This window comes from Nocardia sp. No.11 (genome assembly GCF_038752175.1).
GTDB classification, from domain to species: domain Bacteria; phylum Actinomycetota; class Actinomycetes; order Mycobacteriales; family Mycobacteriaceae; genus Nocardia; species Nocardia canadensis.
Map to the genome: position 1 here is coordinate 1 of NZ_JBCGFB010000145.1, position 14,304 is coordinate 14,304.

At 68.8% G+C, this 14,304-nt stretch carries 17 protein-coding genes; 11 read left to right on the plus strand and 6 right to left on the minus strand.

Features of this window, described 5'->3' with window-relative positions:
* Window positions 1–81: 81 nt before the first annotated feature.
* Window positions 82–861, plus strand: a complete 780-nt coding sequence (locus V8688_RS27980; protein ID WP_342802048.1) for a purine-nucleoside phosphorylase — start codon at window positions 82–84, stop codon at window positions 859–861.
* Window positions 862–2,361, plus strand: a complete 1,500-nt coding sequence (locus tag V8688_RS27985) for a phospho-sugar mutase (RefSeq protein ID WP_342802049.1) — start codon at window positions 862–864, stop codon at window positions 2,359–2,361.
* A gap of 258 nt (window positions 2,362–2,619) precedes the next feature.
* Here V8688_RS27985 and V8688_RS27990 read toward each other — a convergent pair whose 3' ends face one another.
* A complete protein-coding gene (locus tag V8688_RS27990; protein WP_342802050.1) occupies window positions 2,620–3,030 on the minus strand; it encodes a DUF4913 domain-containing protein in 411 nt (136 codons plus the stop codon).
* A 41-nt stretch (window positions 3,031–3,071) separates the two neighbouring features.
* A complete protein-coding gene (upp, locus tag V8688_RS27995; protein WP_218717695.1) occupies window positions 3,072–3,695 on the minus strand; it encodes a uracil phosphoribosyltransferase in 624 nt (207 codons plus the stop codon).
* 143 nt (window positions 3,696–3,838) lie between these two features.
* On the opposite strand from upp, the gene V8688_RS28000 reads away from it, so the two are divergent.
* Genes V8688_RS28000 through V8688_RS28020 form a run of 5 tightly spaced genes read left to right on the plus strand, consistent with a single transcriptional unit; the run spans window position 3,839 to window position 7,359 of the window.
* The gene (locus V8688_RS28000) at window positions 3,839–4,255 is read left to right on the plus strand and encodes a hypothetical protein (protein ID WP_342802051.1); all 417 of its coding nucleotides are present in this window, start codon (window positions 3,839–3,841) and stop codon (window positions 4,253–4,255) included.
* Entirely contained in the window at window positions 4,252–5,385 is a 1,134-nt protein-coding gene (locus V8688_RS28005) for a C40 family peptidase (protein ID WP_316573631.1), read from the plus strand. Before V8688_RS28000 ends, V8688_RS28005 begins: the two co-directional genes overlap by 4 nt.
* Complete coding sequence (locus tag V8688_RS28010) at window positions 5,382–5,735, plus strand: hypothetical protein (RefSeq protein ID WP_218717692.1); 354 nt, start codon at window positions 5,382–5,384, stop codon at window positions 5,733–5,735. The genes V8688_RS28005 and V8688_RS28010 overlap by 4 nt, the downstream gene beginning before the upstream one ends.
* Window positions 5,732–6,085 carry a YbaB/EbfC family nucleoid-associated protein gene (locus V8688_RS28015; RefSeq protein ID WP_308248435.1) on the plus strand — a complete coding sequence of 118 codons (354 nt, stop codon included), beginning with the start codon at window positions 5,732–5,734 and terminating at the stop codon, window positions 6,083–6,085. Before V8688_RS28010 ends, V8688_RS28015 begins: the two co-directional genes overlap by 4 nt.
* Window positions 6,086–6,105: 20 nt before the next feature.
* Entirely contained in the window at window positions 6,106–7,359 is a 1,254-nt protein-coding gene (locus tag V8688_RS28020) for a primosomal protein (protein ID WP_342802052.1), read from the plus strand.
* Between the two features lie 51 nt (window positions 7,360–7,410).
* On the opposite strand, the gene V8688_RS28025 is transcribed toward V8688_RS28020, so the two are convergent.
* From V8688_RS28025 to V8688_RS28040, 4 genes are all read right to left on the minus strand, one after another.
* Window positions 7,411–8,508, minus strand: a complete 1,098-nt coding sequence (locus V8688_RS28025; protein WP_218717690.1) for an adenosine deaminase — start codon at window positions 8,506–8,508, stop codon at window positions 7,411–7,413.
* A 136-nt stretch (window positions 8,509–8,644) separates the two neighbouring features.
* On the minus strand, window positions 8,645–8,830 hold the full coding sequence (locus V8688_RS28030) for a hypothetical protein (protein ID WP_342802053.1): 186 nt from the start codon (window positions 8,828–8,830) through the stop codon (window positions 8,645–8,647).
* A 25-nt stretch (window positions 8,831–8,855) separates the two neighbouring features.
* Window positions 8,856–10,238, minus strand: coding sequence for a thymidine phosphorylase (locus V8688_RS28035; RefSeq protein WP_218717688.1), 1,383 nt, complete (start codon window positions 10,236–10,238; stop codon window positions 8,856–8,858).
* Window positions 10,239–10,245: 7 nt separating this feature from the next.
* A complete protein-coding gene (locus V8688_RS28040; protein WP_342802054.1) occupies window positions 10,246–10,671 on the minus strand; it encodes a cytidine deaminase in 426 nt (141 codons plus the stop codon).
* 290 nt (window positions 10,672–10,961) lie between these two features.
* Here V8688_RS28040 and sdhC point away from each other — a divergent pair, with 290 nt between their 5' ends.
* From sdhC to V8688_RS28060, 4 genes are all read left to right on the plus strand, one after another.
* Window positions 10,962–11,366 (plus strand): succinate dehydrogenase, cytochrome b556 subunit, encoded by a 405-nt coding sequence (gene sdhC / locus V8688_RS28045; protein WP_218717686.1) that lies wholly within the window; start codon window positions 10,962–10,964, stop codon window positions 11,364–11,366.
* Window position 11,367: 1 nt separating this feature from the next.
* Window positions 11,368–11,802: a succinate dehydrogenase hydrophobic membrane anchor subunit gene (locus tag V8688_RS28050; protein WP_218717685.1), complete on the plus strand. Its 435-nt coding sequence runs from the start codon at window positions 11,368–11,370 to the stop codon at window positions 11,800–11,802.
* 16 nt (window positions 11,803–11,818) lie between these two features.
* A complete protein-coding gene (sdhA, locus tag V8688_RS28055) occupies window positions 11,819–13,588 on the plus strand; it encodes a succinate dehydrogenase flavoprotein subunit (RefSeq protein ID WP_255587496.1) in 1,770 nt (589 codons plus the stop codon).
* Window positions 13,588–14,304: succinate dehydrogenase iron-sulfur subunit (locus V8688_RS28060; RefSeq protein WP_342802055.1), on the plus strand; the 717-nt coding region annotated here is incomplete at its 3' end. The genes sdhA and V8688_RS28060, both read left to right, overlap by 1 nt.

Genomic DNA, 14,304 nt, shown 5'->3' on the forward strand with positions numbered 1-14,304 from the left:
GGCGCACGCGAGCCGCGGCGCCTGACCGGCGACCCCTCGGGGCCGCGAACACGCGGCGCCCGCGCCGCATAGACTCAGCCCATGCTTGCCGAACAGGCCGCTCAGGCGATCGCCGAACGTACGGGAGTGCCGCGTCATCGCGTGGCCGTGGTGCTGGGATCGGGGTGGCAGGAGGCAGCCGCCGAGATCGGCGCGCCGCACGCCTCGATCGCCATGCCGGAGCTACCCGGCTTCGGCAAACCCAGCGCGCAGGGCCACGGCGGCATGGTGCATTCGGTCATCGTCGACGACAACAACGTGCTGCTGCTGATGGGCCGTCAGCACCTGTACGAGGGCTACACGCCCCAGCAGGTGGTCCACCCGGTGACGGCGGCGATCGCGGCGGGGGCCGAGATCGTGCTGCTCACCAATGCCGCGGGCGGGATCAGGCCCGGACTGCGGGTCGGTGAGCCGGTTCTCATCGCCGATCACCTCAACCTCACCGCGCGCACGCCGCTGGAAGGCGCCCGCTTCGTCGACCTGGTCGATGCCTGGGACCCCGAACTGCGCGCCCTGGCCAGGGAGATCGACCCCAGCCTGACCGAGGGCGTCTACGCCGGGCTCACCGGCCCGCAGTACGAGACACCCGCCGAGATCCGCATGCTGGCGACGATCGGCGCCGACCTGGTCGGCATGTCGACGGTGCTGGAGGCGATCGAGGCGCGCTCGCGCGGCGCGCGGGTGCTCGGCATCTCGCTGGTCACCAACCTCGCGGCAGGCGTCACCGGTCAGCACCTGTCGCACGCGGAAGTGCTCGCCGAGGGCCAGGCCGCCGCGCCTCGGCTCGGCAAGCTGCTGCGCGGGATCCTGGAGCGCGTGTAGATGTTGCGCTTCGGGACCGCGGGCCTGCGTGGACCGCTGCGCGAGGGCCCGGACGGCATGAACGTGACCACCGTGTCGCGGGCGAGCGCCGGTGTCGCGGCCTGGCTGCGCGAACGGTGCCTGGGCGGCGGCGCGGTCGTCGTCGGGCGCGACGCCCGGCACGGCTCGGCCGAGTTCGCCACCGCGACCGCCGAGATCTTCACGGCCGCGGGCTTTCCCGTGACGCTGCTGCCCGAGCCGGTGCCGACGCCGGTGGTGGCGTTCGCGGTCCGGCAGCTGGGCGCGGTGGCCGGGGTGCAGATCACCGCGTCGCACAACCCGCCCGCCGACAACGGCTACAAGGTGTACCTCGACGGCGGGTCCCAGCTGATCGCGCCCGCCGATACCGAGATCGAGCGGTGCATCGAGGCGGTGGGCGACCCGATCGCGCGCGAGCCGGTCTCCCCGTCCGGCGCGGAACTGGTCGACCGCTACCTCGCGCGCGTCGCCGAACTGCCCGGCGTGCTCGGCGGCGCGCGCGAGCGGGCTCCGGTGCGGATCGCGCTGACCGCGCTGCACGGCGTCGGCGGGGAGCTCGCGGTGCGGGCGCTGGCCGCCGCCGGATTCACCGACGTGCACGTCGTCGACGAGCAGTTCGCCCCCGACCCCGACTTCCCGACCGTCGCATTCCCGAACCCCGAGGAACCCGGCGCGGCCGACCTGCTGCTGGCACTGGCCGAACGGGTGGACGCCGATCTGGCGATCGCGCTCGATCCCGATGCCGATCGCTGCGCCCTCGGCGTGCCCGGCCCCGCCGGCTGGCGCATGCTGCGCGGCGACGAAACAGGTGTGCTGCTGGCCGATTACGTCCTGCGCACCGCCACCGGCGACCCGCTGGTCGCCACCACCCTCGTCTCCTCGCGACTGCTGTCGAAGCTGGCCCCGGCCCGATCGGCCCGCTACGCCGAGACCCTCACCGGCTTCAAATGGCTGGCCAGGGCGGGCGAAGGCCTCGTCTACGCCTACGAGGAAGCCATCGGCCACTGCGTCGACCCGGCCACCGTCCGCGACAAGGACGGCATCTCCGCCGCCGTCGCGGCCGCCGACCTCGTCGCCCTGCTGCAGGCCGAGGGCCGCACCCTCCAGGACGAACTCGATTCCTACGCGGTCGAATTCGGCCTGCACGCGGGCGATCAGGTCTCCCTGCGCCTGCCCGACCAGGCCGCCGCGAGCGCCCTCGCCGCCGCCCTGCGCGCGAACCCGCCCAGCGAGATCGCCGCGACCCCGGTGAAATTCACCGACCAGTCCCAGGTCCGCGGCCGGATGCGCACCGACGCCCTGATCTTCGACGCCGACGACTTCCGCATCGTCGTGCGTCCCTCGGGCACCGAACCGAAACTCAAGTGCTACCTGGAGGTCTTCGCACCCGTAGCGGAGCGCCATCGCCTCCCCGAGGCGAAACGCCGAGCCGAGCATCGCCTCTCGGAGCTGGGCGTGTTCTGCCGGACTCTGGCACAGTAGCCGTGGTGCGATGCTCGCAGTGCGGTGAAACGAAGCTCTACCCCGGCTTTCTCGAAGACTCCGGTGAGTCCTCGCGCGGTGACACCCGATGGATCGAAGGCCCGCTGGAGCACGGGGTGTTCGGCGGCGCGAAACGCATGGGCCGGACCCGGTGGTATGTCGAAGCCTTCCGGTGCGGTAACTGCAACCATCTGGAATTGTTCGCGCGCCCGCGCTCGTGATCACCGGTCAGCGCGGCCCGAACCAGGGCCGCCCACGTCACCGGGTGCCGCGCACCGTCGGATCCTCGAAGACTCCCCGATCCGCCGGTGGCATCTCGGCGATCGGCAGTGGCGATGTTGAGCGGTGGCCGCGCTCGATCGAGCACTGCCGGAACGGCCCCGACGACGAGAGCAGCACGCGGACATGCGGATCCGCGTGATCGAGGAACCACACGCTGAGGCCGAACCCGCCACCCAGCCGCAATTCCTCCCAGGCCTGCCACAGCGCGTCGAGCCGGACCACCGCACCGGCATGCCGCCACCATTCGGGGCACCAGTGCACCTGCTCGCCCGGCCGGTATCCCACGGTGTCACCGACCAGCCCGGCAAAGTACCCCGAGACCCACTCCAGCACATTGGCGTAGACCCGATCGACCGGTTCGTCCCCGCTGCTGTCCGCACTCCCCATAGAGGCAGAATGACACAGATCGGCCGGTCAGTGACAGGATTTCAGCGCGGTCCGAACTGGCGGTCGCCCGCGTCGCCGAGACCGGGGACGATGTAGGCGTTCTCGTTGAGTTTCTCGTCGACGGCGGCGGTGACCAGACGGACCGGCAGGCCGGAGTCGGCCAGGGCGGCAACACCTTCGGGCGCGGAGACGACGCAGACGGCGGTGATGTCGGTGGCGCCGCGGGCGACGAGGAGTTCGAGGGTGTGGCGCATCGAGCCGCCGGTGGCGAGCATCGGATCGAGGACGAACACGGGCAGGCCGCTCAGGTCGGCGGGCAGCGATTCCAGGTAGGGCACCGGCTGATGGGTCTGCTCGTCGCGGGCGATGCCGACGAAACCGACCCGCGCCTGGGGCACGAGATCCGCGGCGGCGTAGACCATGCCGAGCCCGGCACGCAGCACCGGAACCAGCAGCGGCGGCGCGGCCAGCCGCACGCCTTCGGTGACCGCCACCGGCGTGTCGATCGGCTCACGCACGACGGGCGCGTCGCGCAGCGCCTCGTACATGAGAATGCCGGTGAGGTCGCGCAATGCCGTGCGGAACGCGGCGTTGTCGGTACGGGCGTCCCGCATGGTGCTCAGCAGGGTCGCGGCCAGCGGGTGATCGACGGTGTCGGTGCGCATGAAAAAACGATAGGGTCACCAGGCGCTCCGGGTGCGGCTGCTGGGGAAATTTTCGCGGTCGAGGGAACCGAATGCGGCCTCGGTGCGTCCAAGCAAGAGAGTGACGTACTCTGCCCGGGAACTCGAGGATTGGGGGAAGTTCGATGACTAAGATGTCGGCCGATGCGGAGGGCATCGTCGCCTACAGCGCGACCGCCGGGGTCATGTCCACCGACCTGGCGACGGCGGTCGCCGGATCGATCGCCTCGGCCCCCGNGGAGGGCATCGTCGCCTACAGCGCGACCGCCGGGGTCATGTCCACCGACCTGGCGACGGCGGTCGCCGGATCGATCGCCTCGGCCCCCGGCTTGCTCGGCCCGATCATGGGCCTGATCGGCGGCGATTTCGTCGCCGCGTACTCGGCGGCGCACGCCGGCCATGTGGCCGCGATCGGCCAGCTCTCGGCGGTCATGGCGAGTATGAGCGCGGCGACCGCGAGCGCGGCGACCACCCTCGTCGACACCGACGCCGACTTCGCGGGCGGGCTCGGCTCGGCGGGCGAGATCGGCACCGAGGCATGATCGACCTCAGCGGACTGGCCCAGCCCCTGCTGGATCTGCTGTCCAGCTTCGGCACCGGGGTGCTGGGCACCGGCGGCGCGTCCGACGGGCTGCGGTCCACCTCGACCAACCTCGACCAGATCTACGAGCTCGGCCGCAACAGCATCAACAACGTGAACACCGCGTGGGACGGCATGGCGGTCGACGCCGCCACCTCCAAGGCGCTGCGCGTGCAGACCTCCTCGGCCACCCTGTCCGACACCGGCAACGAGATGGCGACGGTCGTCGACCAGGCCGCGGCCTATGTCGAGACCGGGCAGAAGGATCTCGACACCATCGTCAATTCCTTCCTCGCCGACGTGTCGGCGCTCAGCCCCACCCTGGCCACCCCCGCGGGCCTGGTGGCCGTGGTGAGCTCGGCGATCGACCACATCGGTCAGGGTCTCGGCGTCGTCAGCCGGGTGGAGGAGGAGCTGGGCACGCAGACCGCGGCGATCCAGGAGCTCACCCCGGCGCCGTCGAGCACGTCGCTGGCGAGCACGTCCTCGGGCATCTCCAGCCTCGCGTCCTCGGCGTCGAGCCTGCTGTCGGGCACCGGCGGTTCGGTGCTCAGCGCCGTGTCCTCGGGCCTGTCGAGCGCGCTGAGCGGTACCTCCAGCAGCTCGAAGTCGACCACCACCGGCACCACGACGAACAACGGCAGCAAGACCTCCACCGGGTCGTCGTCGGGCTCCTCGACCGGGTCGACCGGCACCGGCGTCAAGATCACCCTGCCCGACGGCAGCACCGTCGAGGCGCCCAACGAGGAGGCCGCGACGGCGGTGCGCTCGGCGATCAGCGCCGTCGGCACCCCGTACGTCTGGGGCGGCAACAGCCCGGGCTCCGGCATCGACTGCAGCGGCCTGACCCAGTACGCCTACGGCGAGGCAGGGGTCGAGCTGCCCCGGCTCGCACAGGAACAGCACATCGGACATCCTCAGGTATCCCCCGGTGACCTGATGCCGGGCGATCTGGCCGTATGGGACGGTCACGTCGCCATGGTGGTCGGCAACGGGCAGCTCGTCGAGGCAGGCGATCCCGTCTCGATCAGTTCCATCCGAACGGAGAACAGTGGCATGGAGTTCTACGGCTTCTACAGGCCTACCGCATGACCGGCACGCCGATCCCCGAGGTTCCCAATGTGGAGTCCGCGGTCAGCACCAACCGGTCCGGCACCATCTCGGTCCGCGCGACCAGCATGGGCCTGCCGATCGCGATCAAGTTCGAACGCAGCGAGTACCAGTACGGCGCCCAGGCGCTCGCCGATGAGATCCTGCGTCTGACCAGGCGCTCGACCATCGCCGCCGCGGCCCGCCTGCGCGAGATCTACAGCGAGCAGGCCGAGATCCCCGATCACCTGCTGGACCGGATGAACCTGCCCACCCGGCGCCAGGCGGTCGACGAGCTCGATCGCATCGACGACGCCGACACCGGTCAGACGAGTTGGATGAGGCCACTGTGAGCGCGGAAATGGATGCCCTGGTCGCCGGGGTGACCGGAAAACTCGAGGCGCTGGAGGCGGCGCTGTACGGGTTGAAGCAGGTCAACGGGCGATTCACCACCGAAGACGGACTCGTCACCGCCGAGGTCAACAGCGACGGCGCACTGGTCGCGCTGTCGCTGGACGAGGGGATCACCGCGCTGGCGCCCACCGAGGCCGCGCAGCTCATCCTGACGGCGTGCATGCAGGCCACCGAGACCGCCGGCGCGGCTCGTTCCAACATCATTGCGACACTGAACGAATCGCTCACCGGGTCCGCGCCGCAGGGGTCGGAGCAATTAGCACCCGGGCCGGATAGTGCCCGGCGCTGAAGGTCGATAGGCTTCGCGTCATGGCTTCTGGAGACATCGTCCCGATCGAGCTCGGTCTGACCGATGGCGATCTCGTCACCCTGTGGGCACCGCGCTGGCGCGACGGTGACGACGAGTGGGAGGCGTTCCTCGGTCACGAGGACGACCTCTACGGATTCGAGTCCGTTGCGGAGCTGGCGGCGTTCATCCGCACCAACTCCGACAACGATCTCGTCGACCACCCGTCCTGGGCGATCATCGCTGGTCTCTCGGCCGCCGAGCTGGAGCCGGAGGAGAACTTCAGCTTCGATCTGGTCGCCGTGCCCGAGCTGGCGGCGGGCGACCCGGACGTCGATGTCGTCGGCGAGCTCGAGGACACCCTGGCGATGGTGCGCAACATCGGCGAGGTGTGCGAGCTCGACGTGGTGACCAAGTTCTTCGGGTCCAACCCGGTACTCGGCGCGCTGGCCAGCGGGGCGAGCACCTTCGTCGGCCGCGACGGCGAGGAGCTGTGGGACCAGGTCGGCGCGGCCATCGTCAAGGGCTGGGACGACGTGCTCGACGCGATCGACGGTGTCGTCAGCACCCCCGAGGTCGACGCGGCCGCGGTCGCCGTCGCCGAGGCCGAGCTGTTGGCCGCCGAGGAGAACGAGGTCGACGCCGACGACGTGGCCGAGGAGGACGAGGAGTTCGAGAGCGTCGACCTCGCCGCCGAGGACGACGACGAAGAGGACGACGACGAGGACGATTCCTTCTGGCACGAGGTCGGCATCGACCCGGTCAAGATCGTCACCTCCGACGGCGAGCACTTCACCCTGCGCTGCTACCTCGACGACGAGCCGATCTTCCTCGGTGACGGCCGCACCATCACCGTGTTCGGTTCCGAGCGCGCGCTGGCCCGCTACCTGGCCGACGACCACGAGCACGAGCTGGCCCGGGTCTCCACCTTCGCCGAGGTGCAGACCGCGGCGGTGGACGGTTCGCTCGAGGTCGAGGTGACCGACGAGAACGTCTACGTGCTCACCGGTCTGGTCGACGACCTGGCCGAGGGCCCGGAAGCGGTCGATATCGAACAGCTCGACCTGGCCGTCGAACTGTTCAGCGACGCCGCCGACTACGCCGACGACGACAGCGTGGATCAGGCGCTGGCACAGTCGAATCCGCTCGGCTGGTACGTCTCCTACCTGCTGAACCCGGACCCCAACCGGATGACGCCGAACCCGCCGTTCGCCGCGGAGGCCCAGCAGTTCCGCGACCTGCAGCGCGCCTTCGAAGCGCGGCTCACCCAGGAATAGCGCCCGACGACACAGGGGCGGGGCCGATACCGCACCGCCCCAGTTCGCGTTTCACCCGAGCAGTACCGCGTAGCCCGGTTTGATCACTTCGTCGATGATCTTCAGCCGATCGGGGAACGGGATGAACGCCGACTTCATGGCGTTGATGGTGAAGCGCTCCAGGTCGGACCAGCCGTAGCCGAAGGTTTCCACCAGCTTGAGCATCTCCGCGCTCATCGTGGTGTCGCTCATCAGCCGGTTGTCGGTGTTGACGGTGACCCGGAAGCGCAGCCGCGCGAGCAGGTCGAACGGATGCTTGTCCAGCGAGGGCACCGCGCCGGTCTGCACATTCGACGACGGACACAGTTCCAGCGGGACGCGCATGTCGCGCACATAGTTGGCGACCAGGCCGAGTTGGGCGTCCTCGATATCGCCGGGCACGGTGATGTCGTCGGTGATGCGCACGCCGTGGCCGAGCCGATCGCAGCCGCAGAAGGCCAGCGCCTCGTGGATCGACGGCAATCCGAACGCCTCACCCGCGTGAATCGTGAAGTGCGCGTGGTTGGCTCGCAGATACTCGAAGGCGTCGAGATGGCGGGTGGGCGGGAAGCCCGCCTCGGCGCCCGCGATGTCGAAGCCACCGACCCCGCGATCGCGGAAGCGCACGGTGAGCTCGGCGATCTCCCGGGATCTGGCCGCGTGCCGCATCGCGGTGAGCAGACAGGTCACCCGGATGACCTCGCCCCGCTCGGCCGCGATCGCCTCGCCCTCGCGGAATCCGGCGATGGTGTGCTCCACGACCTCGTCGAGCGTGAGGCCCTTCTCCAGGTGCTGTTCGGGCGCGAACCGCACCTCGGCGTAGACCACGCCGTCGGCGGCGAGATCGATCGCGCACTCGCGGGCGACCCGCCGCAACCCCTCCGGGGTCTGCATCACGGCGACCGTGTGGGCGAAGGTCTCCAGGTATCGCTCCAGCGATCCGCTGTCGGCGGCATCGCGGAACCACGCCCCGAGACTCTCGGCATCGTCGGCGGGTAATTCGTCATAGCCGCAGTCCGCGGCCAGCTCTAGCACCGTCTCGGGCCGCAGACCACCGTCGAGGTGATCGTGCAGCAAGGCCTTCGGTGCGCGTCGGATCGAAGCAAGGTCTAGGGGCGCCGGTCCAGTCATGTTTAGACGGTAGCCGCATGCGCCGATCCCGGCAGCGAACTTCCCGCGTGGCAACCGTCTCGTTGAATATCCGACCCGCGACGGACTATTGCGGGTCACCTGAGTCCGCCGGTTCGGTCGCCGATGGTGCGGTGTCTCAGCCGGACGGTGCCGCGGGCTCGCGCACCGTGTGCCCGGCCCGAAACCGGCGTTCGGTACCCGGCAGTGCGGCGGTGACCAGCATGAACAAGAACAACACGAGCAGCGGCAACGCCAACAGGGGCAGTTCGAGCCCGCCGCAGATGATCGTCGCCACCATCCCCAGCAAAGCGCCGATGATCACCGACGTCCGCCCCCGGAACTGGTCGTCAGCCGATCCGGCCGAGGACCAGGTCCCCCGGCTTCGCCTCGGAGTCCGGTTCGACCGCCACCGCGTCCACGAGAGCGGCCAGAGCGCCGGCGAAGGCCTCCGGTGTCTCGGTGTGCAAGGTGAGCAGCGGTTGGCCCGCGACCACCGCGTCACCCGGCTTGGCGTGCATCTCGATCCCGGCGCCCGCCTGCACCTGTTCACCCTGACGCGCGCGACCGGCACCGAGCCGCCAGGCGGCGGTGCCGACGCCCATCGCGTCGAGCCGGGTGAGGATGCCGCTCGATTCGGCCCGGACGACCTCGGTGTGGCGCGCCACCGGCAGCGGTGCGTCGGGGTCGCCGCCCTGCGCCTGGATCATCGCGCGCCACTGGTCCATGGCCCTGCCGTCGGCGAGCACGTCGGCCGGGTCGATGTGCAGGCCGGCCTGGGCGACCATCTCGCGGGCCAGCGTCAGCGTCAGTTCGACCACATCGGCGGGTCCACCGCCGGCGAGCACCTCCACCGACTCCGCGACCTCGAGCGCATTGCCCGCCGTCCGGCCGAGCGGGGTGTCCATCGCGGTGAGCAGCGCAACCGTGTTCACGCCCGCGTCCCGACCGAGCTCGACCATCACGGTGGCCAGCTCGCGCGCGTCGTCGAGGGTCTTGAGGAACGCGCCGGAGCCGACTTTCACGTCCAGGACCAGCGCCGCGGTCCCTTCCGCGATCTTCTTGCTCATGATCGAACTCGCGATCAGCGGGATCGACTCGACCGTGCCGGTGACATCGCGCAGCGCGTAGAGGCGCTTGTCGGCCGGGGCCAGGTCGGCGCCCGCCGCGCACACCACCGCGCCGATCGCGGGATCGGCCAGGATTTCGCGCATCCGCGGCACGGTGACATCGGCCCGCCAGCCGGGGATCGACTCGAGTTTGTCCAGCGTGCCGCCGGTGTGGCCGAGTCCGCGACCCGACAGCTGCGGCACGGCGGCACCGCAGGCCGCCACCAGCGGGGCCAGCGGCAGCGTGATCTTGTCGCCGACCCCGCCGGTCGAATGCTTGTCGACGGTGGGCCGGGGCAGGTCGGTGAAGTCCAGCCGGCTGCCCGAGCCGATCATCGCCGCCGTCCAGCGGGCGGTCTCGCGCCGGGTCATCCCCCGCCACACGATCGCCATGGCCAGCGCCGACATCTGTTCGTCGGCCACGATTCCCCGGGTGAACCCGTCGACCACCCAGTCGATCTGTGCGTCGGACAGCTCCCCGCCGTCGCGTTTGGTAGTGATGACCGATACCGCGCTGTGGCCGCCGCTCCGCGTTTCCTGGCCGGACGCAGGCGCGGACGGACTCACGTCGGCGACCGGCGGCAGGTGGGTGGAGCGTTCGTTCGTCCCCGACGAGTTACCCATGTGCCCACTAAATCAGTGGTGACGGGCCTTTGCCAGTCCGACCGGCCGCCAGATCGTCCGGCCCGAACGCGTAGGGCAGCAGTTCGCTCAGCCGCTTGGGCCCTTCGGTGTGGTCGACGAGCAACTCCGCGCCGCCGTGCTCGAACAACAGCTGCCGGCAGCGTCCGCACGGCATCAGGATTTCGCCCCGGGAATCGGTCACCGAGACGGCTACAAGGCGTCCCCCACCCGAAGCGAATAAGTTACCGACGAGTACACATTCGGCACACAGGGTTAGCCCATATGAGACATTTTCCACATTGCAACCGCTCACAATTCCACCGGCCGCCGTGAGAGCCGCGGCACCCACCGGGAATCCCGAGTACGGGGCATACGCCGACCTCATAGCGCGAATTGCCATGTCATGCAAGGTATTCCAGTCGATTTCAGGCATCGCGAACCTCCAGCCGATCCCGCCGAACGCGTCGACAATCGGGCCTCCGCACCAGTATCCGGCATGGAGAAAGGTAAACCTAACTCGGCTGATTCGCACGCAACGCACGGCACGCCGAATTAGTTCCGCGAAACAGAGAGGATTAGAGTCAGCCGAAGATCGGTTCAGGTTCCCGGCGGCGGGCCAGCGCTCGCGAACACAGCGCAGCCACCTGGGCATTTGCCTCTCCACGCACGCCGGCGTCGGATCTGTGACCGGGTCCATCAACGACGTTGGAGGCACCGCACTCTATGACCACGATAGAAGCTCCGGCTCCGGCCCAGCCGAAGCGGAAGACGCTGTACCGCGGCGACCCTGGCATGTGGTCCTGGGCGCTGCACCGGATCACCGGTGTCACGATCTTCTTCTTCCTCTTCGTGCACGTGCTGGACACGGCATTGGTCCGGGTCAACCCGGATACCTATGACCACGCGATCGAGCTGTACAAGAACCCGCTGGTCGCGCTCATGGAGATGGGCCTCGTCGTCTGCGTGCTGTTCCACGCTCTCAACGGCGTCCGCGTGATCCTGGTCGACTTCTGGTCGCAGGGTCCGCGCTTCCAGAAGCAGATGCTGTGGATCGTGCTGACCATCTGGGTTCTGGTCTCCGCCGCCGGCGTCGGCCGCCAGTTCTTCTACCTGCTGACGGAGCACTGATATGTCTGCACCTGTCCTCGGCAAGTCCTACGACCGCCCGGCCAGCCTCGACGCTCCCCGCTCCCCCCGGGCCAAGTCGAGCAGCAATTTCGAGAAGTACGCGTGGATGTTCATGCGGTTCTCCGGCCTGCTGCTGATCGTGCTGGTGCTCGGCCACATGTTCATCATGCTGATGATCGACGGTGGCGTGAAGCGCCTGAACTTCGCCTTCGTGGCCGGTCGCTGGTCCAGCCCGTTCTGGCAGTTCTGGGACCTGGCCATGCTCTGGCTGGCACAGCTGCACGGCGGCAACGGTCTGCGGACCGTCATCGATGACTACTCCCGCAAGGACTCCACCCGGTTCTGGCTCAAGACCATCCTCGTGGTCTCGATGATCCTGGTGATGAGCGTCGGCACGTACGTCATCTTCACCTTCGACCCCAACATCACCGGTTAGGAACAGGCCACCTCGCATGAGTGAATCCCGTCCGATTCAGGAGCATCGCTACGACGTCGTCATCGTCGGCGCCGGTGGCGCGGGTATGCGCGCGGCGATCGAGGCCGGTCCCCGGGCTCGCACCGCGGTCCTGACCAAGCTGTACCCGACCCGCAGCCACACCGGCGCGGCCCAGGGTGGCATGTGCGCCGCGCTGGCCAACGTCGAAGAAGACAACTGGGAATGGCACACCTTCGACACCGTCAAGGGTGGTGACTACCTGGTCGACCAGGACGCCGCGGAGATCATGGCCAAGGAGGCCATCGACGCGGTGATGGACCTGGAGAAGATGGGCCTGCCGTTCAACCGCACGCCCGAGGGCAAGATCGACCAGCGCCGTTTCGGTGGCCACACCCGTGACCACGGCAAGGCGCCCGTGCGTCGCGCGTGTTATGCCGCCGACCGCACCGGTCACATGATCCTGCAGACGCTGTACCAGAACTGCGTCAAGCACGACGTCGAGTTCTACAACGAGTTCTACGTGCTCGACCTGGTGATGACCGACACCGAGCGTGGCCCCGTCGCCACCGGCGTCGTCGCCTACGAGCTGGCCACCGGCGAGATCCACGTCTTCCACGCGAAGTCGATCGTGTTCGCCACCGGCGGCTCGGGCCGCATGTACAAGACCACCTCGAACGCGCACACGCTGACCGGTGACGGCATGGCGATCGTGTTCCGCAAGGGCCTGCCGCTCGAGGACATGGAGTTCCACCAGTTCCACCCGACAGGCCTCGCCGGCCTGGGCATCCTCATCTCCGAGGCGGTTCGTGGTGAGGGTGGCATCCTGCGCAACGCCTCCGGTGAACGCTTCATGGAGCGCTACGCCCCCACCATCAAGGACCTCGCGCCGCGTGACATCGTCGCCCGCTCGATGGTGCTCGAGGTGCTGGAAGGCCGGGGCGCCGGGCCGAACAAGGACTACGTCTACATCGACGTGACCCACCTCGGCGAGGACGTGCTCGAGGAGAAGCTCCCCGACATCACCGAGTTCGCGCGCACCTACCTGGGCGTCGACCCGGTCAAGGAGCTCGTGCCGGTCATGCCGACCTGCCACTACGTGATGGGCGGTATCCCCACCCGCATCCGTGGCGAGGTGCTGCGCAACAACACCGACGTGGTCCCCGGCCTCTACGCCGCCGGTGAGTGCGCGTGTGTGTCCGTGCACGGCGCCAACCGGCTGGGCACCAACTCGCTGCTCGACATCAACGTGTTCGGCCGTCGCGCCGGCATCGCGGCCGCCGAGTACGCCCAGCGCACCGAGTTCGTCGAGATGCCGGAGAACCCGGCGCAGATGGTGCAGGACTGGCTGACGCTGATCCTGTCCGACCACGGCAACGAGCGCGTGGCCGACATCCGCACCGAGCTGCAGTACACGATGGACATGAACGCCGCCGTGTTCCGCACCGAGGACACCCTCAAGCAGGCCCTCACCGACATCCACGCGCTCAAGGAGCGCTACACCCGGATCACAGTGCAGGACAAGGGCAAGCGCTACAACAGCGACCTGCTCGAGGCCGTCGAGCTGGGCTTCCTGCTCGAGCTGGCCGAGGTCACCGTCGTCGGCGCGCTCAACCGCAAGGAATCGCGGGGCGGCCACGCCCGCGAGGACTACCCGGACCGCGACGACGTCAACTTCATGCGGCACACGATGGCTTACAAGGAGGGTCCGGAGCTCATCTCCGAGATCCGCCTCGACTTCAAGCCGGTGGTGCAGACCCGCTACGAGCCGATGGAGCGTAAGTACTGATGACTGCTGTAGCCGAACCCACCACGCAGAAGCCGGCGCCCGTTCCCGAGGGCTCGGTCATGGTCACCGTCAAGGTGGCCCGGTTCAGCACCGAGAACGACAAGGGCGCGTACTGGGATTCGTTCCAGGTGCCGGTTCTGCCGACCGACCGTTTCCTCAACGTGCTGATCTACATCAAGTCCTACCTGGACGGCACCCTCACCTTCCGGCGTTCCTGCGCCCACGGTGTGTGCGGTTCGGACGCGATGCGGATCAACGGTGTGAACCGGCTGGCCTGCAAGGTGCTGATGAAGGACCTGCTGCCCAAGGGCAACAAGACCCTCACCATGACCGTCGAGCCGATCCGCGGCCTGCCCGTGGAGAAGGACCTCGTGGTCGACATGGAGCCGTTCTTCGACGCGTTCCGTGCCGTCAAGCCGTACCTGATCACCTCGGGTAACGAGCCCACCCGCGAGCGCATCCAGTCCCAGCACGACCGTGCCCGCTTCGACGACACCACCAAGTGCATCCTGTGCGCCTGCTGCACCACCTCCTGCCCCGTGTACTGGAGCGACGGCAGCTACTTCGGCCCGGCCGCGATCGTGAACGCCCACCGCTTCATCTTCGACAGCCGTGACGAAGGCGCCCGCGAGCGTCTCGACATCCTCAACGACGTCGAGGGCGTGTGGCGCTGCCGCACCACCTTCAACTGCACCGACGCGTGCCCCCGTGGCATC

Coding starts and splice junctions, on each gene's coding strand:
- V8688_RS27980 (WP_342802048.1), top strand. CDS start 82: ATGCTTGCCGAACAGGCCGCTCAGGCGATCGCCGAACGTACGGGAGTG.
- V8688_RS27985 (WP_342802049.1), top strand. CDS start 862: ATGTTGCGCTTCGGGACCGCGGGCCTGCGTGGACCGCTGCGCGAGGGC.
- V8688_RS27990 (WP_342802050.1), bottom strand. CDS start 3,030: ATGGGGAGTGCGGACAGCAGCGGGGACGAACCGGTCGATCGGGTCTAC.
- upp (WP_218717695.1), bottom strand. CDS start 3,695: ATGCGCACCGACACCGTCGATCACCCGCTGGCCGCGACCCTGCTGAGC.
- V8688_RS28005 (WP_316573631.1), top strand. CDS start 4,252: ATGATCGACCTCAGCGGACTGGCCCAGCCCCTGCTGGATCTGCTGTCC.
- V8688_RS28010 (WP_218717692.1), top strand. CDS start 5,382: ATGACCGGCACGCCGATCCCCGAGGTTCCCAATGTGGAGTCCGCGGTC.
- V8688_RS28020 (WP_342802052.1), top strand. CDS start 6,106: ATGGCTTCTGGAGACATCGTCCCGATCGAGCTCGGTCTGACCGATGGC.
- V8688_RS28025 (WP_218717690.1), bottom strand. CDS start 8,508: ATGACTGGACCGGCGCCCCTAGACCTTGCTTCGATCCGACGCGCACCG.
- V8688_RS28035 (WP_218717688.1), bottom strand. CDS start 10,238: ATGGGTAACTCGTCGGGGACGAACGAACGCTCCACCCACCTGCCGCCG.
- V8688_RS28040 (WP_342802054.1), bottom strand. CDS start 10,671: ATGCCTGAAATCGACTGGAATACCTTGCATGACATGGCAATTCGCGCT.
- sdhC (WP_218717686.1), top strand. CDS start 10,962: ATGACCACGATAGAAGCTCCGGCTCCGGCCCAGCCGAAGCGGAAGACG.
- V8688_RS28050 (WP_218717685.1), top strand. CDS start 11,368: ATGTCTGCACCTGTCCTCGGCAAGTCCTACGACCGCCCGGCCAGCCTC.
- sdhA (WP_255587496.1), top strand. CDS start 11,819: ATGAGTGAATCCCGTCCGATTCAGGAGCATCGCTACGACGTCGTCATC.